Consider the following 22,783-nt stretch of genomic DNA (forward strand, 5'->3'; position numbering starts at 1 on the left):
GATTTTAACTTTATAAAAAGGAATCAAAAAATCTGGGGATAACAGCGATTGGAAGGTTGTTCTGTCATCGGAGTGGGCAGTGTGAACTTTCTTTAGTTAAATTTAATAAGAAAAATATTTCAGTTCCAACCGGAGTTGGCACGGATTTTGCTACATATATTTGGTGATGAGTACCATGCAAAATAATTCAGGCGAGCAGCCAGCGAATCCCACATCCTGAAGGAGGAATCATTGATGAATATCCCTTTTGTTAACGAACCATTCACACCCTTTGCGGTCCAGGCGAACCAGGAAGCATTTGAAGACGCACTTCGTCAGGTAGAAGCTGAACTTGGGCAGGAATACCCGATTATTATTGGTGGGCAAAAAATAACAAGCAGCCGCACGTTAACGTCCGTGAACCCCGCGGCCAAGAATCAAGTTGTCGGAACGATCCATCAGGCAGATCAGGAATTGGCCGAAAAGGCCATTCAGACAGCAGCGGAGACATTCCACACTTGGAAATATACCGATCCGAATGAACGGGCTCGTTATCTGTACAAAGCAGCTGCCATTATGCGCCGTCGCAAGCATGAATTCTCCGCATGGATGGTCTATGAAGCCGGCAAGACCTGGCCTGAAGCCGATGCGGATACAGCGGAAGCCATTGATTTTATGGAATTCTATGCACGGGATATGCAGCGACTGAGTGAACCCCAGCCCCTCGTGCGGATTGCAGGGGAAGATAATGAACTGAGTTATATACCGCTGGGTGTTGGCATTGTTATTCCACCTTGGAATTTCCCGCTGGCGATTATGGCAGGCATGACCTCTGCTGCACTGGTCTCCGGCAACACGGTGGTGTTAAAGCCAGCAAGTACAACTCCTGTGATTGCGGCGAAGTTTATGGAACTGCTCGCAGAAGTGGGCTTGCCGGATGGCGTCGTCAACTTTTTACCAGGGCCAGGTAGTGAAGTTGGTGATTATCTCGTGGATCATCCGCTTACCCGGTTTATCAGTTTCACCGGTTCCAGAGATGTAGGGCTGAGAATTAATGAACGTGCAGCACGTACAGCTCCAGGTCAGAAGTGGATCAAACGGGTTATTGCAGAGATGGGCGGCAAGGATTCCATCGTAGTAGACAGTGACAGTGATCTGGAACTCGCGGCAGAGTCCATTACCGCTTCGGCATTTGGTTTCTCTGGACAGAAATGTTCGGCGTGTTCCCGTGCCATTATTCATAAGGATGTATATGATGAAGTATTGCAAAAAGTGATTGAACGGACACAGAAACTGACGATGGGTAGTCCGCTTGAAGTGGGCAGTCAGGTTGGGCCGGTTATCGATGACAAGGCCTATGCAAAGATCACGGAATATATTGAAATCGGTAAGGGTGAGGGGCGTCTTGTGCACGGTGGCGGCACAGGGAATGTTGAAGGTTATTTCATTGAACCAACCATAATTGCCGATGTTGACCCGAAAGCCCGAATTGCTCAAGATGAGATTTTTGGACCTGTGCTTGCGTTCATCAAAGCAGAATCTTTCCAGGATGCTTTGGATATCGCCAATAATACAGACTATGGTCTGACCGGCGCGGTGATCTCACGTAATCGTGAACATCTGGAACAGGCAAGACGCGAGTACTTTGCGGGTAATCTATATTTCAACCGGAAATGTACCGGAGCACTGGTGGGCACGCATCCATTTGGTGGATTTAACATGTCAGGCACGGATTCCAAGGCAGGTGGAAGAGACTATCTACTGCTGTTTACACAGGCGAAGCTGGTATCGGAGAAATACTAAACAGATTATCCATGATCCGACTGAAATCTGCTTACAATCGTTTGAATAGTATGCTATTATCCCTGCAAATCCTTTTGTTCGTATAAGAAACACAGATGCTTATTGCCGAAGGCATAAGGAGGGTAACGGATGTTAGGTGTTCAGTTGGTACAGGAACAACGTATTCGGCTGTCCATCACGCCGAAGATGAAACAATCCTTTCATTTGCTAACGATGTCCGGACAGGATCTGACTCGTTACTTACTGGATGCGGCGGAAGAAAATCCAGTTCTTGAACTGGAAGAACAAGCTGCGCCCCTCGCCCGGATTCCACGGCGAATGGACCAGCGCAGGTATGATTCCTACGATCCGCTGCTTCAGGTCAGAGGTGCAGAACCTACACTGGAAAAGTTGCTGATTGCCCAAATTCGAGTGATGACACTTCCAGTCGAAATGGAAAATATGGCAGTATATTTGGCAGGGTGCGTTAATGATGATGGTTATCTGACAGTTGAACTGGCAGAGGTGCAAGCAGCAATTGAGCAACCGATGAGCAAAATTGCAGCGGGACTGGAGGTTCTCCAATCACTGGACCCTGCTGGTGTAGGAGCGCGGAATTTGCAGGAATGTCTGTTGCTCCAGATTAGACGTGATTCATCGGCTGCGCTGTATGCGGAGCGGATGGTGGAAGCGGGATTGGAAGCACTGGTTCCTTTTCACCCAGGTAAAACAGGGAGTCGATTAGGCATGACTTCACGGGAAGCTCAGACTGCCTATGACTATATTACACGTCTTGACCCCAAGCCCTGTCGATCCATCGGATGTACAGAACGACCACATTACATTATTCCAGATGCCATCGTAGGGTTGCGTAACGGTGAGGCCCATTTTAGCCTGCATGTGGCAGGTAACCCTCGTGTATCGATGAATGAAGCGTGCATCCGCTGGATCAGGGAAGAGGCTCCGGACACAATCTGGTCTACCCGCGTGGTAGAGGCGAGGGCGATCATTCGGAGTGTACACTTGCGGCGCAGGACTTTAGTGCGTGTGCTGGCGGCAGTGATGGAAGAGCAGAAGCACTTTTTGGTCAAAGGCCCATCCACGCTAAAACCACTTAATCTGGCTGTTATTGCAGAGAAGATTGGCATGCATGAATCAACGGTAAGTCGTGCGGTGAACGGTAAATACATTGAGACCCCGCACGGTGTATATGAACTCAGGGCTTTTTTTGCCTCGGGAATCCGTACAACGTCAGGGGATAAAACATCAGCATCAGCGGTGAAACGTAGATTAAAAGAAATCATTCGCACGGAACAGGCTCAGCGTCCATACTCGGATAGTCATTTAGCCACACTGCTCGCCGAGGAGGGGATTGTCATCTCCCGCAGAACGGTTGCCAAGTACAGGGAGGAACTTCAGATTCTGCCTTCCCTTGAGCGTAAACGGTGGGCTTAATCGAATAGCTGGCGTCTTATCTTCTCTGAATAAAAGAACCCCCGCAAACCGGATGAACGGTCTGCGGGGATTCTTGGTAATTATTCGTGTTTGGGTTGCTGCATCAGTTTTCCTGATTACCTACATACGTTCCATATTACGCAGGAAGTGTTCTCCGGCAATCCCTGGTGTAGTCATCTGCTCCGGATGAAGAATCTCTTCCAGTTCTTCCGGTGTCAGCAGTCCGCGTTCCAGAATGATTTCTTGCAAGGTAAGTCCAGTTTTGAGCGCTTCCTTCACAATGGAAGCCGCCACATTATAACCTAAGTGTGGGTTTAACGCCGTAACCACACTGAAACTTTGCTTCATGATTAATTCGCAGCGTTCACGGTTAGCTTCCATCTCTTCCACTGCATAACGTGTGAAAACATCGATACCGTTATTCATAATTTTCAGGGATTGCAGCAAGTTGAACGCAATAACTGGGCCCATGACATTCAGCTCGAATTGACCGGCTTCACACGCCATACAGATCGTATGGTCGTTCCCCATCACCTGGAAGGATACCTGGTTAATGACTTCCGCCATAACCGGGTTGACTTTGCCAGGCATAATGGACGAACCTGGCTGACGCGGTGGCAAGAGCAATTCATTGAATCCTGCACGCGGACCTGAAGCCATCAAGCGAATATCATTACAGATTTTGGAAAGGCTGACCGCACATACCTTCAGCGCCGCTGAAAGTTCCAGATAGGCATCTGTGTTCTGCGTTGCATCCACGAGATCCTCAGCTGTTTGTAGTGGTAGTCCGGTAACATCAGACAGGTGCTCTGTAACCTTGACGATATATTCGGGTTTGGCATTAAGTCCAGTACCTACCGCAGTTGCACCCATGTTAATGGTAAGCAGGCGGCGATTGGCGAATTCAAGACGCTCTATATCCCGTCCGATGACGCGGGCATAAGCACCGAATTCTTGTCCAAGGCGAATAGGCACGGCATCCTGAAGATGGGTACGGCCAACCTTAACCACATCGTTGAATTCGACCTCTTTTTTATGGAACGCCTCCTGCAGTCTTTTCATGGTAGCGAGTAACGTCTCCGACAGTTGGTACGCCGCAATACGCAGTGCTGTAGGTACCACGTCATTGGTAGACTGGGACATGTTTACATGATTATTGGGATTGCAATGGAAGTAGTCTCCCTTGCTTTTAGTTAACAGTTCCAGTCCGCGGTTGGCCAGAATTTCGTTCATATTCATATTCATGGAGGTGCCTGCACCGCCCTGAATGGAGTCTACAATAAAATGATCCAGATGATGGCCTTTCATCATTTCTTCAGCGGCCATGACAATCACATCGCCAATCTTGCTTGGCAGCATCTTCAACTCCATGTTGGTAATGGCTGCCGCCTTCTTCACCGCAGCCAGAGCCGTGATCAGCTCCCGGTGTACCGGAACGCCGGTAATCGGGAAGTTTTCCACGGCCCGTACCGTCTGAATTCCGTAATAAGCATAAGCCGGGATTTCTTTTTCACCGATAAAATCTTTCTCCGTCCGTGTGGACATAGTAGACATCTCGTTCGCCTCCAGTGGCATCAATAAAAATAGTTCGGCTTCAGCATTGCTGAAGCGCACTCAGTATATCATTTAAGCAAAATGGATGCCAATCTAAATCATTTGGCCTCTTGTGCCGATAATAAATAAAATTAGGGATATTAAATGGAATATTATTCAATTTTCAAGAAAGGGGAGGAGTGTCCAAGCTTGTCTTATACATTATGCGCTTTATGGTAGAGAAGTCATGCATGAACGGCAAGTATGGGGGGAATAGAACGTTTTCAGTGATGTATATCACATGATATTTGGTACTTGATTGGTAAAATAGGAAAAAAGGACTACGGGGTGTGCACATGAAATGGACTTTAGGAGCAAAGACTGTCGCAGGTTTGGTACTGATTTCGATTATTACCTACGGAACTAGCGGCTTTTTTATATTTTTTGTCAAAGACTGGATTACATTAGATATTCCGAATTGGGTATACATATCGATCATTTTGATCATGGGAGTATGCTGGAACGGGATTCTGGGATGGTTTGCATCACGCTGGCTGACTCGTCCAATCGTTCATCTGTCCCGGGCTGCACAGCAGGTTTCAGCGGGGGATCTGACAACCGAAATTCCGCAGCGACGCACGCAGGATGAACTTACCGTATTATATGATGCTTTTCGCGCAATGGTTTCTAACCTTCGAAGCATTGTAAATGATATTGCAGACAGTACAAGAACGACTTCACAGAACGCACAGTCTCTGAGTGAAGCGATTACCCAGGCCGCTGAACAGATCGAAATGATGTCGGATGCGGTAGATCATATTGCGGTAGGCGTAGAAGAGCAGAAGGTCACTTCCCATCAATCTCTGATCACTGCGGATGAGATGCTGAACGATTTCCAGCGTATGCATAGTCAGTCCATGGACATGACAGAGATGTCGGGTCAGATGGAACGATCTGTGGATCATACAAAACAGACTTTCTCATCGTTGATGAAAGGGATGGACGAGCTGGCCGAGTCGCACAATCGTTCCCGCGATATTATGTTGTTGCTGGAGAAGGAAGCCTCCGATATCGAAGTAATTACCCAGTCTGTCAAAAACATCGCAGAGGAAACAGGGTTACTTGCCCTGAATGCTTCCATTGAGGCTGCACGAGCTGGCGAAGAAGGTTCTGGTTTTGCAGTCGTGGCGCAGCAGATCCGCAAGCTGGCAGACGAAAGTAAGGAATCGGTACACCGTATTAATGAGCTGATTAGTCGTGTGCAGCAGCGGATCAGGGAGACAGCCCAACTGTCTCATGAGCAGCATGGTCTCGTGGTTAATGAATCGGAGCGGACCGTCTCTGTGGATCAGACGTTGCATGAACTGACAGGAACAGTGGAAGTATTTATGAAAGGTGCGCATGATATCGGTTCCAAGATTGCAGAACAGACCGGTCGCGTGGAGCAAACGCACGGTCATGTGAAGAAGATCCAGGGGAAAGCCGGATCGTTCTCGGATGAGGCGAGACGAATTATGGATGCCGCACACGAAGAGACAGCCATCATGGAGGAGATTTCATCCTCGGCTGAAGAACTGAGACAATTAACCGATCGGTTATTGGACAAAACCAAAGCATTCCGGATGCAGCCTTAAGCTGTGTTCGGACTTTTTTTTGTTTTTGGAGAACAGTTTTGGCATGATAATTTGCTTATTCTGGTTAAAGCCGAACGTTCTTTCGTGAAAACGAAAATTTGTAAAGATTATTTTATGAAAGATTAACAAATTCGCAACTTGCAGGCGATAAATGAAGATATAATAGGATTATCACAACAGATAAAGGAGCCCAGTATATTGAAAACTTGGACAGGTATCCTGCTGATGATTATTTTGGCGGTAGCTACGATTAGTACAACTTCGGCTGCCAGAACCATGAATGAATCGCAAAAACAGCTTAACATAGATGATCAATCCAGCCAGACCGAAACGGTCGAGGCTTCCAATATAGATAAACTGCATGACACAGCGAAGACAACACAGGAATCCATTCCCGTGAAAGAGGAATACGTTTCGGTAGCTCCAGAGAATGAGAACGTCAGATTATACCCTATGAAAGTTGAGGGTTCAGGATATATATACAACGGAATGATTTTGGAAGTGGACGGCAAAGTGCAAGAATTTAGTGATTGGCAGGGAGAAGGTGGGTCTTACAAACCCGAAGTGCACGAGCTGGATCTGAATGGAGACGGCCAGAAAGAAATTATTGTTTTGTACACAGAAGGTCATGGAACAGGTATTTATTTGGGACAAGCACGTATCATTAATCCGGTAACGCTGGAAGAGATGAAGATGCAATCTCTGGATGAGATTGCGAAACAGCATGTGAAGTCAAAAGTTACGGTTAGATCAGACCGTGTGGATGTTGATGTCGCCGTTGATGGTGTTCAAGCAGAGCCTTTACGGATCGAGGAAGATACGAGTGACGGCGTGTATAACAAAGAGTTGGGATTCGGTGGAGTAACCTATTACAGTGTGGAGGATGGCCAACTTGTCGTATCAGCAGCAGGATCTTACGGTGCGGCTTTGTATGCGGGTGATCTGACATTCACTTATGAGTATCAAGATGGCGAGTGGAAGGCCGTAGATTTGAAGTACAGCATGGAAGTGTATGAAGAAGAATATTATGAATCTTTTGATTGATATCATCATGGTGATATCGTAGTGCAGCAGGATTTTGGAAGTTCTCGAATGTGAAATGTAGTGAGCATCTGAACAGAATATCTCCTTATCTGCGTTTGCAGACAGTGGGAAACAGGGCGAGGCTGAAAAAAATCGGGACATACAGCCTCGTTTTGTGCTGCCCACAGATAGGAACTATGTCCTAAAAATGCAGTAAACAATTGACATTATCACTTTAGTCGTTTAAATGTATAAAGGACAAATCATTTTACGTTCAGGAGGGATTTTGATGAAGAAGAAAGTTGTTCTGGGTTTGATGGTAGGCACATTAACGCTTGGGATCGGTACTGGTGCGCTCGCAGCAACAGGGTTGGAGCAGATCAAAGCCTATCTAAACAGCAAAATTACGTTGAAACTGAATGGCGAGACCGTGACAGCGAAGGATGCTAACGGTAAGACCGTATTGCCGATCACGTATAACGGAACAACGTATTTGCCAGTTCGTGCGGTTGGAACACTGCTTGGAACTGAAATCAATTATGACAGTGCAACTTCATCCGTCCTGATTGGCGGAACGAATGGATCTGCACCCGTAACCAACGGAAAAGTAACGCTGAGTGCACTTGGAACATCCGTACTGGGATCTACCGCTTGGCACACCAAAGATCCTAAGGATACCACATATAAAGGCAAGGATTACAAGGATGTTTATCTGCATAATGATCCTACGAAACAGGGGGATGATATTCAGATTAATACGGGTAAAAAGTATTCTTCTCTGCACTTGGAAATTGCCGCGCTGAAAGGGAATCAGGAGATTCATATCTATGATCAGGATCTCGCGACACTCAAAAAGTTCAATATCACTCCAGAAAGCGGTATGATGAGTCTAGATGTGGATGTTAAAGGTACAGATGCTGTCTATGTCGAGATTGTATCTGAAGATCCAGGTTCATCGCTGTTTGTGCCTCTTACCACATCTTACTTGGTTAAATAAAATAGACGTAATAAAAAAACGATTATCAACAATGAGGTAGCTGGATCAAGTCCAGAATACACATGGTGATAATCGTTTTTGGGTTTAACGAATGACGGTATCCAGCGGTTTGAGATTGGCTTCAATCTCGGCGCGGCGACCTTCGAGGAATGGAGGCAAAGCAAGCGATTCTCCCAGATGCTCCATTTCTTCATCTGTATCAAATCCCGGACCATCGGTTGCAAGTTCGAACAGAATACCGTTTGCTTCACGGAAATACAGGGAGCGGAAGTAGAAGCGATCTACAAAACCGGAGTTAGGGAATTGGAAGTTACGAACCCGTTCCACCCATTGTTTCAGTTCTTCTTCGTTATCCACACGGAACGCAACATGGTGTACGCTGCCACGTCCAGGACGCTCTTGGGCAAGGTCATTCCGTTCCTCAACATGCACCTCGGAGCCGCTACCACCTTCGCCGGATTCAAAAACGAGTACATCAGGTTGACCTGGAGTAAAGGCAGGGTAACTTCCTTTCGCTCTGAAACCGAGCAGTTCGGTAAGAACCGGAGCGGTAAGGGAAGCATCTTTTACCGTAAGATGGATAGGGCCAAGGCCAACAATGCCATACTCGGCAGGCACAGGGCTTTGATCCCATGGTTTACCACCAGCGACACCTGTATTGTTTTCATCCGAGACCAGAATCAGACGTTGTCCTTCAAAGTCTGTGAATGAGAGCGTCGCACGACCACCCCGTTCAACAATCTCTCCATGTGAGACATCGAATTCGTCAAAGCGCTGCTGCCAGTACGTAAGTGCCGCATCACTTGGAACGCGCAGTGACGTTGCCGAGATGCTGTTCACACCTTCACGAGTCTGTCCAGCCATCGGAATCTCGAAGAAGGTAAGTTCGGTACCCGGATTCCCTTTTTCATCGCCATAGAAGAGATGGTAGACGGATACGTCGTCCTGGTTGACCGTTTTTTTAATGAGGCGCAGACCCATGATGTTGGTGTAGAAACGATAGTTCTGATCGGCATGTGCTGTTAGAGCTGATACGTGGTGAAGTCCTTTGATTTGCATAATAATTCCTCCTAGATGAAGTGGGATAGTGTAAATGTTCAGTTGAACATTTGTTGAGTGCTGTATTTTTATCATTTCGATTAAGAAAGTTACTAACTTTTCGTTTGTTTTGTTTCTGAATTTATCTTAACATAAAGATATTTAAATTACAATGCTTATTTAGAATTCCAACTGGACAGCAATTTCATTCAATGGCAAAATGAAAAAGTTAACATTAAAGAGAGATACTGTTGGTGAGATCCTTGTAAAGGAGAGAAGAGATGCATGGCGTATCCACCATGGCTGGACCCTTATGATGCAGAGCCGTTTATCCTGTTCTCCACTTCACATATCGTTTCAATTAGCGTAATTACAGCATTGATTGTACTGATGTTTTTGCTTCGACACCATCTTCGATCATGGTCAGAGAGGGCACGCCGCATACTGCGAATTGTTCTGGCTTGTATGATGTTTGCCTGCGAAATCGTGCTGCAACTCTGGTATGTGTATGGAGGGATATGGAGTCTGCAGACGTCACTGCCACTCGAACTATGCAGTCTGTCTCTGCTATTATCGGCGTTGTTACTACTGACACGCAGTCGACTGTTACATTCTGCGCTGCTGTTTGCAGGCATTGCTGGAGCCCTTATGGCGATTCTGACTCCTAATCTGGGTTATGGTTATGCACATTTTCGATTTATTCAATTTTTCGTTGCTCATGCCTGTATCATTCTGGCTTTACTCTACATGACCTGGGTGGAACAGCTGCGACCTAGCTGGAGATCTGTAGCAGGTTCCATGATATTTGTGAATGTGGCGGCATTAATCGTATACGTTGTAGATGTCATGCTTGACGCGAATTACATGTTTCTAAGATATAAACCAAGTACACCCTCGGTGCTAGATATGTTAGGTCCGTATCCCATGTACATCCTTGGGGAAGAGATCCTGGCGCTAGTTTTGTTCTCGCTAATGTACGTTTTGCTCTTTGCCATTCCAGACTGGTTGAACCATCGTGTGAAAAAAGGTAAAAGCAATGCAGTTTAGCGGTAATCCTTGCATGCACCCGCCCGTATTATAATTCTCAGCATTTTGCATAATTCGAATTCTACCGCTCACTGGATTTATGCGAAATGCTCTTCACTATATATAAAACATCCCGCAGTAATCTGAACGGATCAGATCGCTTGCGGGATATTCGGGCGTTGTCCCTGAATGAGGCCGGGCCAACTTTTATTTATATGTTATCCACGGAGCAGAGATTCCGCACCATCCACATAGATTCGTGTACCTGTAACATGGGAGGCTTCATCGGAAGCGAGGAACAGAACGAGGTTTGCCACTTGCTTCGACGTTCCAGGTTCGCCCTTGAGCGGATGTTCGTGACCCTCAGGGAATTCAACAGGAATCTGTACTTCTTTCAGATCATCCGACGGGTAGGTGTTATCATCAATGTTGGTATCGATAGCTCCTGGGCAGACGGCGTTTACGCGAATCTTATAACGAGCCAGCTCCAGTGCAGCCATCTTTGTAAACGCAGTTTGTCCCGCTTTGCTGGAAGCGTATGCAGAGAATCCGATTCCTGAGAAGACCCGGTTACCGTTGATAGAACTGGTGATTATGATGCTGCCACCATGTTCTTTTAGATGGGGGATGGCATATTTGACGGTTGCAAAGGTTCCGCGCATGTTGATCTCCATCGTCTGGTCCCAGTCCTCCATTTCCATCGTTTCAATCGGGGCCATCGTTCCGTTAATGCCTGCATTTGCAAATATGATATCCAGCTTACCCGCTTCAGCCGCAGCCTGATTGATCGCCTTCTGCACATTATCCGGTTTGGAGATATCACATTCGATCACATACGCTTCTCCGCCAGCCTTTTCAATAATCTGCTTCGTTTCCTCGGCAGTTTCGGGTGTACGATCCAGCATGTACACTTTGGCTCCATGTTCGGCAAAACGAATAGCCGTAGCCTGACCAATACCCGATCCACCTCCAGTTACTATTGCGACTTTGCCTTCCAAACGTTGTTCAGTCATCTCTGATCCCTCCGTATGGTTAGATTATCGTTGTACGCTCTACTTCTACATACCCGGCTCAAGACTGATGAATCATATGTATCTATATCAAAAAGAACAGGACCGCAATACGGCCCTGTTCTGTGAGCAGATCAGCTTCATAATCTGTCTGCTGTAATATTATTTTGGCTTGTGTGATAGAAGACACCCTTAGGTCATGCTTTGGTTTACTTATGTTTCTTCCAGTCCATAGCGCTGTTGTTCAGCAGATATTCGAAGTCGTTATCCCGGCGCTTCTGCTCTGCTTGGCGAGCTTCTTCTGCTTGCTGACGTTCCTGCTCCTTAATTGCCGCTTCGGCAGCCTTCGCCTCATCTGCCTGAGCTTTCAGTTTCTCCAGCACATCACTGCTTAGCAGATCTTTCAGTGTTGTAGGTTTATCCTGTGCTGCTACTTTGGGAGCAGGGGGGCGTTTTTTGGATTTTGCCATAGGAAAATCTCCTTTCCAAACATGAATCAGGTTCCATTTATCGTACAGTAGTCATAGTATATCAGGTTCCCGTAAAGCATTCCATGAATCTGCGGAACAAAAGCAGGAAAACGAGGGTTGCGTGACGAATGAAAACGGGTATAAAATCATATACTATTACCGATACTGCGACTATTCCCTGGAGAAAGGAGTCGTTGTTCGTGGAAGTAAACCGTGGTTTACTGAAAGGGCTTGCATGGGGTGTTGCCTTTAGCTGCCCGTTATGGATTGCGATTATCGGCTGGTTACGTTTGATGGGATGGATGTATTGAGGATGATGCCGGAAGAGGTCATTTTTTATAAAGTCATATATGTAACCGTTATCATTAAAATCAATAAATAAAGCTCTGCCTTGCGTTTTCGCGCAGGACAGAGCTTTTGTTTGTTTAGACTTCATTAAGGCATTTTTACCGGTTCTGGATATTCCAGACCGTGGGTGTCTACCGTGACTTTTTTCATAACTTGATCCTTAACGGGTTTGTCACCTTCACCTATTTCCTGAGCAGCAATGTTATCAACGACTTCCAAACCTTCGGTTACTTTACCAAAGGAAGCATAGGAATTATCCAAGTGATCGGCATCCGCGAGCATGATGAAGAACTGGGATCCGGCTGAATCCAGATTATCCCCACGCGCCATGGAGATAACTCCACGAGTATGCTTCAGGTGATTTTTGTGACCATTAGATGTAAATTCACCCTTAATCGCATATCCCGGGCCACCTCGACCATTGCCCTCTGGATCTCCACCCTGAATCATGAAACCTGGAATAACACGGTGAAAGATTGTGCCATCATAGAATCCCTGATTCGCTAGTGAAATAAAATTGTTCACCGTATTGGGTGCAATTTCCGGATACAGCTCAATGACGATCTTCTGTCCATCTGCCATTTCAATGGTAGCTACCGGATTGGGACCCGTTGGTTCAACTGGAGCTGGTGTTTCTGTAGCGCCACTCGAAGGGCGTCCACAACCACTAATGACGATAAGCAGCATCGCGAGAACCAGCGAAACTACTGTGTTTTTTTTCCACTGTAAAGACATGAAAACGTTCCTCCTTGCATCTCTGCATTATATATTTTCTCCAAATCATATTTGGATATTTACCCAACTATCATACCGTTTTTGTGGACAGGATGGCAATGTAATACATGTGTTTGTGGTGAACAAGGGATGGCCTTCGTGGAATGATGGGTGTAAAATAAGGAAAATGCTTCCGCATCGGGACGTACGGGTCTGTTCCGTCCGCTCCAATACACGGCAGTCCCGGCGTCAGTAACGGAAAGGGCGTGCGGGTATATGAACTTCTCGTGGAAGCGCAATCTGGTCATATTGTGGATTGGTGTATTTTTTTGTAGCACCGCGTATTCGATCTCGATTCCATTTCTGCCCCTGTTTCTAAGTGCTGACTTGGGGGTTCGTGATCACCTGGAGTTATGGTCAGGACTGGCATTTGGCATTACGTTTCTCGCGAGTGCACTCGTGTCTCCGTTCTGGGGATCCCTGGCTGATAAATACGGACGCAAGCCCATGCTGATCCGGTCGGGATACAGCCTTGCCGTCTTGTATTTAATCAATTATTTCGTGCAGGACCCGTATTCGCTGATTGTTGTTCGATTGTTTCAGGGTCTGCTTGCAGGGTTTGTTCCGGCAGCGATTGCTCTGGTAGGTACGAATACACCTGAAGAGAAGACTGGTTATGCCCTTGGTATTATGTCCACTGCAGGAGCCACTGGTGGTATTATTGGACCGTTAATTGGTGGCGTGGTAAGTCATTATTATGGCAACCGGAATGCATTTTTGTTTTCAGCTATTGTTGTGTTAGTATCAGCAATCATCGCAACCTTCTGGGTAAAAGAAGAGAACTTCAACCGGAACAAAGCTCGTTCCCACGTCATGGATGACATTCGTGAAGCGAGAGCGAATCGTTTGTTTATGACGGTGCTTGGCATGATGGGTATATGTACGTTCTCCGTCATGATTCTGGAGCCACTATTGACGGTATATGTGATGGAGATGGGCGTTCAGCCGGATCGTGCCTCACTCAGCTCGGGTATTATTTTCTCAGCGGTGGGGGTAGCAACCGTTATTATGGCGCCGCGGTGGGGCAAGATTGGTTCAAGGATTGGATACGGTAAAGTGTTGATTATTGGACTGGTTGGTGGGGCTGTAGGGAATCTTCTGCAGTTCTTTACAACAGGTTATATCGCATTCGGCATTTTACGATTTGTGTATGGTTTATTCTTTGCGGCTGTATTTCCGGCAATTAACGCCATGATTGTGCAGGCTACCGCATCGAGTTTCCGGGGCAGGGCCTTTAGCCTGAATCAATCCGCTGCCCAGATCGGGACGATGGCAGGGCCGATCATTGGTGGTGTACTTGGGGGCTGGCTGCCGATACGCTGGATATTTATTATTAATGGAGTGGCATTGATCATCACTGCGATTGTAGCGAAGTGGTCAGGATTGGATCACAAACTGCCCGTGGCAAGTAAGGTTCCCGCTAAGCGATGATGCTGAATCACTAAGAGTAAGTGAACTTACAGGTAACAAAAAAGATGACGCTGTGAAATTACAGACGTCATCTTTTTTAAGTCTACTACGGATCTATATAAGTTAGTCATCCGTAGAGGGATAACGAGAAGCCTTCTCTTTGGGAATGGCATGCTCGACCGCATCACGTTGATCCTCATCCTCAAGTGCTTCGGGGAAGGAGTCTTCAGTGAATAGTCCGAAGTCCGGGTCAATATCTCGTTCGGTCACGAGATTATCCGGTTCATGCACATGCTTTTGGCGTTCTTCCTTCATCGTGTATGCACCTCCTCATTCAGGATGTCATAACAGCCGTTAATGGCGTGGTGGAATGTCGTTCTCTGGTTTAGCATCTGCACCAGCACCATTAAGCAGATCGGTACCATGCAACGCATCCGGATCGGGTGCAGCAGGATCAACCGGACTGTTCGGTTGCAGAAGATCTGCATCAGGTACAGATTCCAGCGGTGTCTCAGCCAAACGTGAATCCAATTCCGGCTCGTCCACAGCGGCTGCGGCTACGGGTGCCAGATCCGAATCTTCCGTTACAATCCGTCTGCCGGAAACTTCATCAAAGGTATCCATATCGCCTTCCGGGACTTCCGTCTCTGGGGGAATATCGCGGGACCTCTGATAACGGTCATAATAGCGGTCGCTCTCTTCGTTACTAATTGGTTTGTCAGACATGAGTAACACTTCCTTTCATTGTCGGTTGTCCAAAACTTCTTACCCCGTAGTTACCCAAAGCGCTAGTGTTGTAATCTTGCACAGGTTATTATCTCCGGGTGTTCACTACGATATGAATGCCTTAGAATTTGGGGAATACATATTTAACCAAGAAGTATAAGAATCCAAAAAAGATAATGATATATGCGGCATATTTAATAAATGTGGAAGCGACCATACTTGAATCCGATTTATGCTGAACATCCTTATGTTCCACCTCAACCGTACGATGTGGCTCATTCATTGTCATCATCTCCTTAGCGTGTTTGTTTGCTTTGAGAAACCATTACACCCGGAGCAAAGGATTGAATCGCAGCCACCGTTTTTACAGCTTTTCCTGTTTTGCCTATGTTATGATTAAGCTTGAATATGTAAGGGAGGAATTTCATGTGGACTGGTTCACACTGGGCAATATGATCACACGCATCCGTATCGGACAAAAGGCGTCCACACCCGGGTTCTCCCGTACCGTCATCCGTCGTCCGGATGGTTTGTTTTGGGTAGGCGGTATATGGTCCGGGCAAGTTGTACAGTTACGGGATTTCCTTTTTTCCGACATATGGACCATCTATGATGATGAGGAGACAGAGCAGTGGCTTGAATTTCGCAGTCAAGTTGAACAGAAAGAACGGGAAATGATAGTGAACCAGTTCGAAGACTTGCGTGATTAACCGGAAAACTTTAACAATAAAATGGAAATAAGACTATAAATCGACTTAAATGTGAAATTTCATTTTATCTCAAGAAGGTGACGTGACAAACGGTGGCGAATGATAAATGAGAGAATCTAAGATAGGGAAAATTAGAACTTTGAGGTGCTGTGAATGAAAAATGTGCCCAAAGCTATCGTCATCTTATGGATGAGTGTATTGATTATTCTAGGCATGCCACATGGGATAGTCTTTGCAACTACAGGAGCGGTTCAGCAACCTGTATCCATTACAGGGTGGGAAGTAAAATGGGGGAACGTTGACGATCAAGGGTTCATCAGTGAGGTTAAGGGAGCAGACGAGATATGGGAAAAGCAAGGCAGCGATAAGTTAGAGTATAGCAATACGGATCGATCGAATTCTTTATGGACTCGCCTGACCATCCCTGAGTTGAGTGAGGAAAGTTCAGCCATTCGATTTGAGAACATTAAAGGCAATCATATTGTTGTTTATCTGGAAGACCGCAAGGTCTACGAAAACTATCATTACAATTATGATAATAATGCTGTGTTGCTGCCCTTATCCAGCGAAAATTCAGGTGACACGCTTTATGTATGGTCACAAAATGAAAAAGGCCGTCTGGGGATACAAGGTACTGTTCAGGTTGGACCTTATGCCGCGTTACAGGAGAAATATATTCATAACGGACTTATTGATGTGATTTTGGGCGCGACCTTTGTTTTCACAGCGATTACGATGCTGAGTTGTACGTTCTTCCTTGGCAAATTCCATAAGGGATTATGGATCTCGCTATGCATCGTGATGGGTTCCATCGGCACGATGATCATCACGTACTCGCAATTTTTGTATACGTTCTATCAGGTATATGGTGACTTGTATTCCGTAGTCTTTGATCTGGCGATGCTGCTGGGTATGCCAGCGCTATGTTATTTTTTTGAACAGATTATCGGGCCAGGACTGCATGGAATCTTCACCAAACTGCGAAAAATACTATTCATATATTCAGTTATCGCTGTGTTCTCTCTATTTATCTATGTTACTTCAGGTGGGCAATGGGAGATCCTATACAATCTGCTCGTGCAGCGTGTGGTTGGCATTGTGCTGGTCATTCTACTGACGATCCTGCTGGTGGGTACCATCGCCAAAGCGCTGCAACGAAATCGGGAAGCTATGCTGCTTGCGACGGGATTTGGTACATTTGCCTTGATCAGTGTGGCTGAACTGTTGTGGTATTATCAGCGGAGTGGGACGTATCATCTGTTATGGTGGAAATGGTCCATGGTTGCATTTGTGATCTCGTTGATTGCCATTCTCGGAAGTCGTTTTGCCGAAAAACATACTAAAGTTCTAGAGTATTCCAAGGAACTGGAGTTGTTCAACAATGAGTTGCAGCGTTCCGAGAAGATGGAGATTATAAGCGAATTGGCTGCTTCCGTTGCCCATGAAGTACGAAATCCACTTCAGGTGACAAGAGGGTTTCTGCAACTTATGACAGAGCAGGAAGACAACAAAAATAAGGGGTATGTGCGTATTGCACTGGAAGAACTTGATCGGGCTTCGGGCATCATAACGGATTTTCTTACCTTTGCCAAACCTGAGTTTGACCATATTATCTCGCTCAATATTTCGGATGAATTCAATCATATTGAAGGCATTCTTGTACCGATGGCTAATCTGGAGGGTGGTAAAATCACCACCGACATTCCGCCAGATCTATATATTCGAGGCAATTCCTCGAAGTTCAAGCAGGCTTTTATCAATATTATCAAGAACAGTATTGAAGCTTTTCAGGGACAAGGCCAGATTGATATCTGGGCGTACAAGCAGGATGGAATGATTAAGGTGCATGTCAGGGATAACGGAGAAGGGATGGACGAGGAAGCACTCTCCCGGTTGGGCGAGCCTTATTTCTCCAATAAAATCAAAGGCACAGGCTTGGGCATGATGGTGACATTCCGAATTGTTGAAGCGATGCAAGGACAGATCAGCTTTACAAGCACCAAAGGGGTAGGAACAGAAGCGGTTGTATCTTTTGCCGAGTTCGTCGAATGACGAACTCACAGAAGGATACTGCGGCTTTTTTGTTCCTACCCCTGATTTCTTACCTACAAGATTAGCTCAACCCGAATTAACTTCTCCAAGGTCCGCAATTCACATCATAATTTACTTTGGAAGGATTGGGAGGTATGACAAGCACATAGTCATTTTGCTGCTCCTCAACAGTACGTACCTGAATGTGCTCCGGAATTACGATGCCGAACGCTTCACGAAGCGCCTGCTTCGGATTGGAATGCAATTGTTGTCTGAAGTGCTCGTCAGTCCAGGCCTTTTCAATAATATCCTCATGCAACGTTTTCTCTGATACCATCATCGTCAACATTCCCTTCATATTTAGAATTAAACTGAACCAGCTTAGTCCTTATGCTCAGAATCCCAACTGTTGCTCGCTAATCCAGTGATGAAACCCGCCTTGGAGGAGCCGTTTCTTCCGTTGTGTAATGTCCTGAATAGCTTGTACTAAAGTGCTACATAAATAAGAATTAAACGCCTCAAGATGCGATATTCCTAAGTTAGACGATGTTAGTGTACGATCATAGTGATAAGCAATGTCTACGTAAGAGTTCATGAGTTGTGTATTGTATACATTGTCATGTATACGGTCGCTTAGAGGATGAACTGGATAGTTGTGATTCAGTGCTGCGGATATGTGGGAGAGGTAGCTGTTGTAGTTTCCATGCACAGCATCTTGTTGCGTGTCTGTGAAGTCATCGGTCATCTGGAGGGTCATGAGTGTGATGTTGATGGCAGAACACACAGGGATGATCCGGTCGGACTGATTCAGCAGAAGCAGTGCACCAGTAGCTCCAATGAGCAGAGGGGCAGCCTTTTGCGCAATCAACAAAGGATTCTGTTGGAAAAAATCAATGGAATGCTCACCCGTAACACTCACGGCCCAATCCACTACATATTGTCTGAAATAGACCCAGAACGTGGAGGAAGGATCGAATAATTCCGAGTAAGATTGAAGTGCATCCATGTAGTATAGATTACCAAGAGATAACTTCAATGTGGCATTCTCCGGTTGTTCATCCATCACGTCGTCCTGATTCAGAAAATATAACATGTGAATGAGACAGGCTGTACTTAATTGGTGTGCTTTCTCTGCGGGTAGTTTATCTGAGTGTTGCATCCAAAGTGGAATGATGTACCCGATGTAACTGTGTCCCGAATCTCGTAACAGCGGATTAACCGAACGAAGCTGCTCTAATGCATGTCCTGACAAGGGTTCGGGATATTCCCGTACGAGTTGTTCCGCTGAAGCAAACACGACCTCCAGATCGGATCTAAACGGATCTAACCAATCTTTCCGCATTATTACATATCGTCCTTCCTGCGATAAGGTGGTCCAGGACTGTTCAACTGATATAGATCATGAAGTTACATTCATTATAGCGGAAATAAAATGAAAAAAATAGGATTTTTTGTGATCAATTGTGAGAAAAATGATGACTTTTGTATTTTATGGCATAAAAAAGTGGATTTTAGGCTCAAACTAGGAAGGCACAGGATTTCGACATCGGAAAGGCGGCAGAAAAATGATAATGAAATGGAAAACATGGATGGCAGCCGGATTGGCAGCCGTAGTCATAACAGCAGCAACAGGACTTGTGGCATTTGCTGATCCAGCACTTCGAGTTGAGGAACATGACGATGCGTCTAGCGCTACTTCCTCAGGCAAACAAGCGAAGCCATGCATGCAGGCAGGACACGGTTTGTTTATGATTGGTGAAACGGCAGACCTGCTTGGGATTGGCCTTCGGGATCTGAAATCACAGATGGAACTGGGTAAGACGTTGTCCCAGATTGCCAAAGAGCGCAAGGGACTTAGTGAGGAGCAGTTATTGCAGAAGTTGAAGCCTACATTGGCGCAACGTCTGGATCAAGCCGTAGACGAAGGTTGTCTCACCAAGGAACAAGCTGCAGCTACGAAGGCGGACATGGATACCAAGTTGAAAAAGGTCATCAATACCCCACTTCGTGATTTACGGCGTGAATTTGCCCACCATGGCAAACGTTCCATGGTGGATAAGGGCGAAATTGCCCGGTTTATTGGAGTCACGCCTGCTCAATTGCACGAGCAACTTCAGGGAGGGAAATCTCTGGCTGAGATTGCTCAGGCAAAAGGCATTAGCGAAACGCAGCTGGTGGACAAGCTGAAGGAACAATTAACGGGTGATCTGAAGAGATTTGTGAATCAGAAGGGCAACGTGCATCCAGCCCCGGGTCCCCAGGAACCTGTTCCTGGACGATCAACTTCGAGTGAAGTGAAATAAAGAAGAGCGTCTCCATAAGGGGACGCTCTTCTTTTATTTTAAAACGGCTTACTCGTTCCCGGACTGCGAGTTGCGCCGGGTGACGGAGTTCGCTCAGGTGAGTTTCTTTTGTCCACAGCAGCTGTTGGATTGGGGGTTGAACGTGGTTTGCGCATTAACCCTACCGTGAAACGTGAGCCAGGAAGCTTGGATAATACCCAACTGATTGCAAGAGCAATACCAACCGTTACAAGGAACGATAGCAACGTTACAGGCAGATGCCATCCACTGAGTTGAAGCGGTCTGGTTACATAAGCGATCGCGTAGATCACCAGTGCATGAACCAGATATCCACCAAATGAATAGCGGCCAATCCAGGCTAGCAATCGCTGAAACCGTGTATCTTTGCCCTGCATCAGTACAAGGAAACCATACATCATAAGCATTTGAGCCATAATGATCAGGAATGTGGTTGGTTTCAGATAGGTGGAGATATTCAGATTAACAACATCCCCGGAACCGCGCAGCACATCGTAACCAAGCCATATATACATCCCTATAAACAGACAGATCGTCCATGGCAGTACCTTCGTAGTCCAACTCCTCCAGCTATCCACTGACCAGGCACATACGGCACCCAGTAAAAAGTAGAACCAGTACATCACCCATGAATAGGAGCGATATTGCAGCAACGTTGACCAAGGCTCAGACATGGATTCTGTCCAGCCCCCCATATTATAGTAGGACCATTTCATAAGCAGGCCGTAGAATGAAGCTGCCAAGACAATGAGTGCCACAATGATTTGCATGGGCGTGAAACGTGAGGCGTTCTGGATACGACTCTGGATGGCTTTTGCTCCTGTCCAGAACAGGGGGAACAGAATATAGAACTGAAACACCATAATGACAAACCAGAGATGATATCCCGTCTGCGGGACAAACAGTTCACGAATCAGACTGCGAAAATCCGGTATGCCTGCAAGCCAGAACGCGGGGGTGAAGATACGGACAGACAGCCAGTAGATCAGTGTCCATACAACAAACGGCATATAGATATCGCCAAATCGCTTTCGAATGAAGCGAGGATATTCCGGTTTGGTGTTACGATGATGGTAAAACAACATTACACCCGATAGAAATACAAACGTTGGCGTACCAAATCGGGTCAGATGATAAATCATGGTCAGCATAATGGAATCCGGTTGTTCAATATCAGCGCGATAGATATACTCAGCGATACTATGCTGCATAACGATTGCCAGAAAGGCAATGCCCCGCAGTTCGGTCCATTCTGCTATTCGCGGTTTTTTCACACGTAATCCTCCCTCCAGGAACCGGAGTTCATCATATAAGGGTACCCGTTAAACATTAAGGCTGCATTAAATGGAGAAAATAGGTACCAAAAAAAGACGGCTTCAGCCGTCTTCTCTGTTGATATATCTCATGCTTGTTTTAGTTCTGTTCCCCTGATGATGGAGTCTCTGAGGACTCGGCATCTTCTTCAAAAAGTTGCTGAATGTAGGACTGGAGTTTGGTCACATCAACACCCAGCACCTGAGCTGAGCCGACCAGTTCATTGGTGAGTAGTTTGTTCGGTGGAATCTGCTGCTGATCGATATCGTTCGCATGGATATCGAAGCCAAGTGATGCGAGTTTTAACATCTGGGTTGGACTAAGGTCTGTCTCAATATAGGGAGCGATGGCTTCCAGGATATCCGGGATTTTGAAAAGCGAAGTGGTGCTCTGCATTTTCTTGGCCAGCTCGGTCATGAAGATCCGCTGCCGTTCGGTGCGGGTAAAATCCGAGGTGGCATCATGCCGGAACCGAACATATTGCAGGGCGGTTTTGCCGTCCATATGCTGCAACCCTTTTTTCAAGTCAATGTCGTACATATGTTTATCAGCTTTACTGGTGTAATACATGTCTTTCTCCACGTCAATCTCAATACCGCCTACCGCATCAACGAGTGCCATGAAACCTGTAAAGTCTGTGTAGACATAATGCTGAATGGGAATACCGAGCAGATCACTGACAGTTTGTTTGGTCAGCTCCGCACCCCCGTAGGAAAAGGCTGCATTAAGTCTGCTTTTGCCATGCCCTGGAATGGCTACATAGGTATCACGCAGTACGGAGAATAGATGGGCTTTCTTGGTGACCGGATCAATGGAAGCGACCATGACGGAATCTGAGCGTCCTGCATCGTCGCCTCTTGAGTCTCCACCAAGGAGCAGAATGTTCACCCGTTCCTGGCCCTCCCATCTGGGAATCGTTGTAGATGGTGTGTCTGAATCGCTGTCTGTGCCGGAAGAGGACGAGTTGGATGAAGTCCCGGAAGCCGTGGAGATGCTATTGGCAAAATGAACAATCGAATATCCGTAATATACAACGACACCTGTAATCGCAAGTGCCAGGGTCAGGGCTGTACCCCATAACCATTTTTTAAGCATAATCTTCACCTTTCTATGATTGAACTGATATGTAACCCAGATTAGTTTAACAAAAAGAAAGCAAAATGTCCCCTTTGATTTCGTAACTTCGGTCAATGTGAGGATTG

22 protein-coding genes are annotated in these 22,783 nt (G+C 46.3%); 10 read left to right on the forward strand and 12 right to left on the reverse strand.

Features of this window, described 5'->3' with window-relative positions; all coding sequences use genetic code 11:
* Window positions 1–234: 234 nt before the first annotated feature.
* Window positions 235–1,782: an L-glutamate gamma-semialdehyde dehydrogenase gene (gene pruA / locus IFU39_RS12365; protein ID WP_192132932.1), complete on the forward strand. Its 1,548-nt coding sequence runs from the start codon at window positions 235–237 to the stop codon at window positions 1,780–1,782.
* A gap of 129 nt (window positions 1,783–1,911) precedes the next feature.
* Window positions 1,912–3,216: an RNA polymerase factor sigma-54 gene (gene rpoN / locus IFU39_RS12370; RefSeq protein WP_192132934.1), complete on the forward strand. Its 1,305-nt coding sequence runs from the start codon at window positions 1,912–1,914 to the stop codon at window positions 3,214–3,216.
* Between the two features lie 120 nt (window positions 3,217–3,336).
* On the opposite strand, the gene IFU39_RS12375 is transcribed toward rpoN, so the two are convergent.
* A complete protein-coding gene (locus tag IFU39_RS12375; protein ID WP_192132936.1) occupies window positions 3,337–4,770 on the reverse strand; it encodes an aspartate ammonia-lyase in 1,434 nt (477 codons plus the stop codon).
* Between the two features lie 335 nt (window positions 4,771–5,105).
* On the opposite strand from IFU39_RS12375, the gene IFU39_RS12380 reads away from it, so the two are divergent.
* The 3 genes from IFU39_RS12380 (at window position 5,106) to IFU39_RS12390 (ending at window position 8,403) form a co-directional block, all read left to right on the forward strand.
* Window positions 5,106–6,383 (forward strand): methyl-accepting chemotaxis protein, encoded by a 1,278-nt coding sequence (locus tag IFU39_RS12380; protein WP_017690252.1) that lies wholly within the window; start codon window positions 5,106–5,108, stop codon window positions 6,381–6,383.
* 198 nt (window positions 6,384–6,581) lie between these two features.
* Window positions 6,582–7,427, forward strand: coding sequence for a hypothetical protein (locus IFU39_RS12385; RefSeq protein ID WP_105600816.1), 846 nt, complete (start codon window positions 6,582–6,584; stop codon window positions 7,425–7,427).
* Window positions 7,428–7,695: 268 nt separating this feature from the next.
* Window positions 7,696–8,403: a stalk domain-containing protein gene (locus IFU39_RS12390; protein WP_192132937.1), complete on the forward strand. Its 708-nt coding sequence runs from the start codon at window positions 7,696–7,698 to the stop codon at window positions 8,401–8,403.
* Window positions 8,404–8,487: 84 nt separating this feature from the next.
* Here IFU39_RS12390 and IFU39_RS12395 read toward each other — a convergent pair whose 3' ends face one another.
* Window positions 8,488–9,462, reverse strand: a complete 975-nt coding sequence (locus IFU39_RS12395) for a ring-cleaving dioxygenase (protein ID WP_105600807.1) — start codon at window positions 9,460–9,462, stop codon at window positions 8,488–8,490.
* 264 nt (window positions 9,463–9,726) lie between these two features.
* Here IFU39_RS12395 and IFU39_RS12400 point away from each other — a divergent pair, with 264 nt between their 5' ends.
* Window positions 9,727–10,488, forward strand: a complete 762-nt coding sequence (locus IFU39_RS12400) for a YwaF family protein (RefSeq protein ID WP_192132939.1) — start codon at window positions 9,727–9,729, stop codon at window positions 10,486–10,488.
* Window positions 10,489–10,685: 197 nt separating this feature from the next.
* Here the strand turns inward: IFU39_RS12400 and IFU39_RS12405 are convergent, their stop codons facing one another.
* The 3 genes from IFU39_RS12405 to IFU39_RS12415 all read right to left on the reverse strand — a co-directional run bounded on the left by IFU39_RS12405 (window position 10,686) and on the right by IFU39_RS12415 (window position 13,030).
* A complete protein-coding gene (locus IFU39_RS12405) occupies window positions 10,686–11,480 on the reverse strand; it encodes an SDR family oxidoreductase (RefSeq protein WP_105600805.1) in 795 nt (264 codons plus the stop codon).
* 206 nt (window positions 11,481–11,686) lie between these two features.
* Entirely contained in the window at window positions 11,687–11,947 is a 261-nt protein-coding gene (locus IFU39_RS12410) for a YqkE family protein (protein WP_192132941.1), read from the reverse strand.
* Between the two features lie 435 nt (window positions 11,948–12,382).
* On the reverse strand, window positions 12,383–13,030 hold the full coding sequence (locus IFU39_RS12415; RefSeq protein ID WP_192132944.1) for a peptidylprolyl isomerase: 648 nt from the start codon (window positions 13,028–13,030) through the stop codon (window positions 12,383–12,385).
* A gap of 255 nt (window positions 13,031–13,285) precedes the next feature.
* Here IFU39_RS12415 and IFU39_RS12420 point away from each other — a divergent pair, with 255 nt between their 5' ends.
* On the forward strand, window positions 13,286–14,500 hold the full coding sequence (locus IFU39_RS12420; protein WP_091015596.1) for an MFS transporter: 1,215 nt from the start codon (window positions 13,286–13,288) through the stop codon (window positions 14,498–14,500).
* 102 nt (window positions 14,501–14,602) lie between these two features.
* Here the strand turns inward: IFU39_RS12420 and IFU39_RS12425 are convergent, their stop codons facing one another.
* The 3 genes from IFU39_RS12425 to IFU39_RS12435 all read right to left on the reverse strand — a co-directional run bounded on the left by IFU39_RS12425 (window position 14,603) and on the right by IFU39_RS12435 (window position 15,488).
* On the reverse strand, window positions 14,603–14,794 hold the full coding sequence (locus tag IFU39_RS12425; RefSeq protein ID WP_192132946.1) for a hypothetical protein: 192 nt from the start codon (window positions 14,792–14,794) through the stop codon (window positions 14,603–14,605).
* A 39-nt stretch (window positions 14,795–14,833) separates the two neighbouring features.
* Complete coding sequence (locus tag IFU39_RS12430; RefSeq protein WP_091015592.1) at window positions 14,834–15,205, reverse strand: hypothetical protein; 372 nt, start codon at window positions 15,203–15,205, stop codon at window positions 14,834–14,836.
* A gap of 121 nt (window positions 15,206–15,326) precedes the next feature.
* A complete protein-coding gene (locus tag IFU39_RS12435; protein ID WP_017690239.1) occupies window positions 15,327–15,488 on the reverse strand; it encodes a hypothetical protein in 162 nt (53 codons plus the stop codon).
* A gap of 145 nt (window positions 15,489–15,633) precedes the next feature.
* Here IFU39_RS12435 and IFU39_RS12440 point away from each other — a divergent pair, with 145 nt between their 5' ends.
* Together IFU39_RS12440 and IFU39_RS12445 are read left to right on the forward strand one after the other, a co-directional pair.
* The gene (locus IFU39_RS12440) at window positions 15,634–15,915 is read left to right on the forward strand and encodes a hypothetical protein (RefSeq protein ID WP_017690238.1); all 282 of its coding nucleotides are present in this window, start codon (window positions 15,634–15,636) and stop codon (window positions 15,913–15,915) included.
* 189 nt (window positions 15,916–16,104) lie between these two features.
* A complete protein-coding gene (locus tag IFU39_RS12445) occupies window positions 16,105–17,967 on the forward strand; it encodes a sensor histidine kinase (RefSeq protein ID WP_244660963.1) in 1,863 nt (620 codons plus the stop codon).
* Between the two features lie 76 nt (window positions 17,968–18,043).
* Here the strand turns inward: IFU39_RS12445 and IFU39_RS12450 are convergent, their stop codons facing one another.
* Window positions 18,044–18,304 (reverse strand): NHLP leader peptide family RiPP precursor, encoded by a 261-nt coding sequence (locus IFU39_RS12450; protein WP_223199858.1) that lies wholly within the window; start codon window positions 18,302–18,304, stop codon window positions 18,044–18,046.
* A gap of 36 nt (window positions 18,305–18,340) precedes the next feature.
* A complete protein-coding gene (locus IFU39_RS12455; RefSeq protein WP_091015586.1) occupies window positions 18,341–19,288 on the reverse strand; it encodes a hypothetical protein in 948 nt (315 codons plus the stop codon).
* Between the two features lie 223 nt (window positions 19,289–19,511).
* On the opposite strand from IFU39_RS12455, the gene IFU39_RS12460 reads away from it, so the two are divergent.
* Window positions 19,512–20,249, forward strand: a complete 738-nt coding sequence (locus IFU39_RS12460) for a hypothetical protein (RefSeq protein WP_105600800.1) — start codon at window positions 19,512–19,514, stop codon at window positions 20,247–20,249.
* A gap of 38 nt (window positions 20,250–20,287) precedes the next feature.
* Here IFU39_RS12460 and IFU39_RS12465 read toward each other — a convergent pair whose 3' ends face one another.
* Window positions 20,288–21,541: an acyltransferase gene (locus IFU39_RS12465; RefSeq protein WP_091015584.1), complete on the reverse strand. Its 1,254-nt coding sequence runs from the start codon at window positions 21,539–21,541 to the stop codon at window positions 20,288–20,290.
* Window positions 21,542–21,680: 139 nt separating this feature from the next.
* Window positions 21,681–22,676 carry an LCP family protein gene (locus tag IFU39_RS12470; protein ID WP_091015582.1) on the reverse strand — a complete coding sequence of 332 codons (996 nt, stop codon included), beginning with the start codon at window positions 22,674–22,676 and terminating at the stop codon, window positions 21,681–21,683.
* Between the last annotated feature and the right edge of the window lie 107 nt (window positions 22,677–22,783).

Origin of the sequence: Paenibacillus sp. CFBP 13594 (assembly GCF_014842675.1) — a bacterium.
In the GTDB taxonomy this organism is placed as follows: domain Bacteria; phylum Bacillota; class Bacilli; order Paenibacillales; family Paenibacillaceae; genus Paenibacillus; species Paenibacillus amylolyticus_B.

Bases quoted from the DNA above. Each gene is read 5' to 3' on its own strand.
- IFU39_RS12445 (WP_244660963.1), top strand. From the start codon at position 16,105: ATGAGTGTATTGATTATTCTAGGCATGCCACATGGGATAGTCTTTGCA.
- IFU39_RS12460 (WP_105600800.1), top strand. From the start codon at position 19,512: ATGATAATGAAATGGAAAACATGGATGGCAGCCGGATTGGCAGCCGTA.
- IFU39_RS12400 (WP_192132939.1), top strand. From the start codon at position 9,727: ATGGCGTATCCACCATGGCTGGACCCTTATGATGCAGAGCCGTTTATC.
- IFU39_RS12375 (WP_192132936.1), bottom strand. From the start codon at position 4,770: ATGTCTACTATGTCCACACGGACGGAGAAAGATTTTATCGGTGAAAAA.
- IFU39_RS12430 (WP_091015592.1), bottom strand. From the start codon at position 15,205: ATGTCTGACAAACCAATTAGTAACGAAGAGAGCGACCGCTATTATGAC.
- IFU39_RS12380 (WP_017690252.1), top strand. From the start codon at position 5,106: ATGAAATGGACTTTAGGAGCAAAGACTGTCGCAGGTTTGGTACTGATT.
- IFU39_RS12470 (WP_091015582.1), bottom strand. From the start codon at position 22,676: ATGCTTAAAAAATGGTTATGGGGTACAGCCCTGACCCTGGCACTTGCG.
- IFU39_RS12390 (WP_192132937.1), top strand. From the start codon at position 7,696: ATGAAGAAGAAAGTTGTTCTGGGTTTGATGGTAGGCACATTAACGCTT.
- rpoN (WP_192132934.1), top strand. From the start codon at position 1,912: ATGTTAGGTGTTCAGTTGGTACAGGAACAACGTATTCGGCTGTCCATC.
- IFU39_RS12435 (WP_017690239.1), bottom strand. From the start codon at position 15,488: ATGAATGAGCCACATCGTACGGTTGAGGTGGAACATAAGGATGTTCAG.
- IFU39_RS12410 (WP_192132941.1), bottom strand. From the start codon at position 11,947: ATGGCAAAATCCAAAAAACGCCCCCCTGCTCCCAAAGTAGCAGCACAG.
- IFU39_RS12450 (WP_223199858.1), bottom strand. From the start codon at position 18,304: ATGAAGGGAATGTTGACGATGATGGTATCAGAGAAAACGTTGCATGAG.
- IFU39_RS12395 (WP_105600807.1), bottom strand. From the start codon at position 9,462: ATGCAAATCAAAGGACTTCACCACGTATCAGCTCTAACAGCACATGCC.
- IFU39_RS12455 (WP_091015586.1), bottom strand. From the start codon at position 19,288: ATGCGGAAAGATTGGTTAGATCCGTTTAGATCCGATCTGGAGGTCGTG.
- pruA (WP_192132932.1), top strand. From the start codon at position 235: ATGAATATCCCTTTTGTTAACGAACCATTCACACCCTTTGCGGTCCAG.
- IFU39_RS12415 (WP_192132944.1), bottom strand. From the start codon at position 13,030: ATGTCTTTACAGTGGAAAAAAAACACAGTAGTTTCGCTGGTTCTCGCG.
- IFU39_RS12420 (WP_091015596.1), top strand. From the start codon at position 13,286: ATGAACTTCTCGTGGAAGCGCAATCTGGTCATATTGTGGATTGGTGTA.
- IFU39_RS12425 (WP_192132946.1), bottom strand. From the start codon at position 14,794: ATGAAGGAAGAACGCCAAAAGCATGTGCATGAACCGGATAATCTCGTG.
- IFU39_RS12405 (WP_105600805.1), bottom strand. From the start codon at position 11,480: ATGACTGAACAACGTTTGGAAGGCAAAGTCGCAATAGTAACTGGAGGT.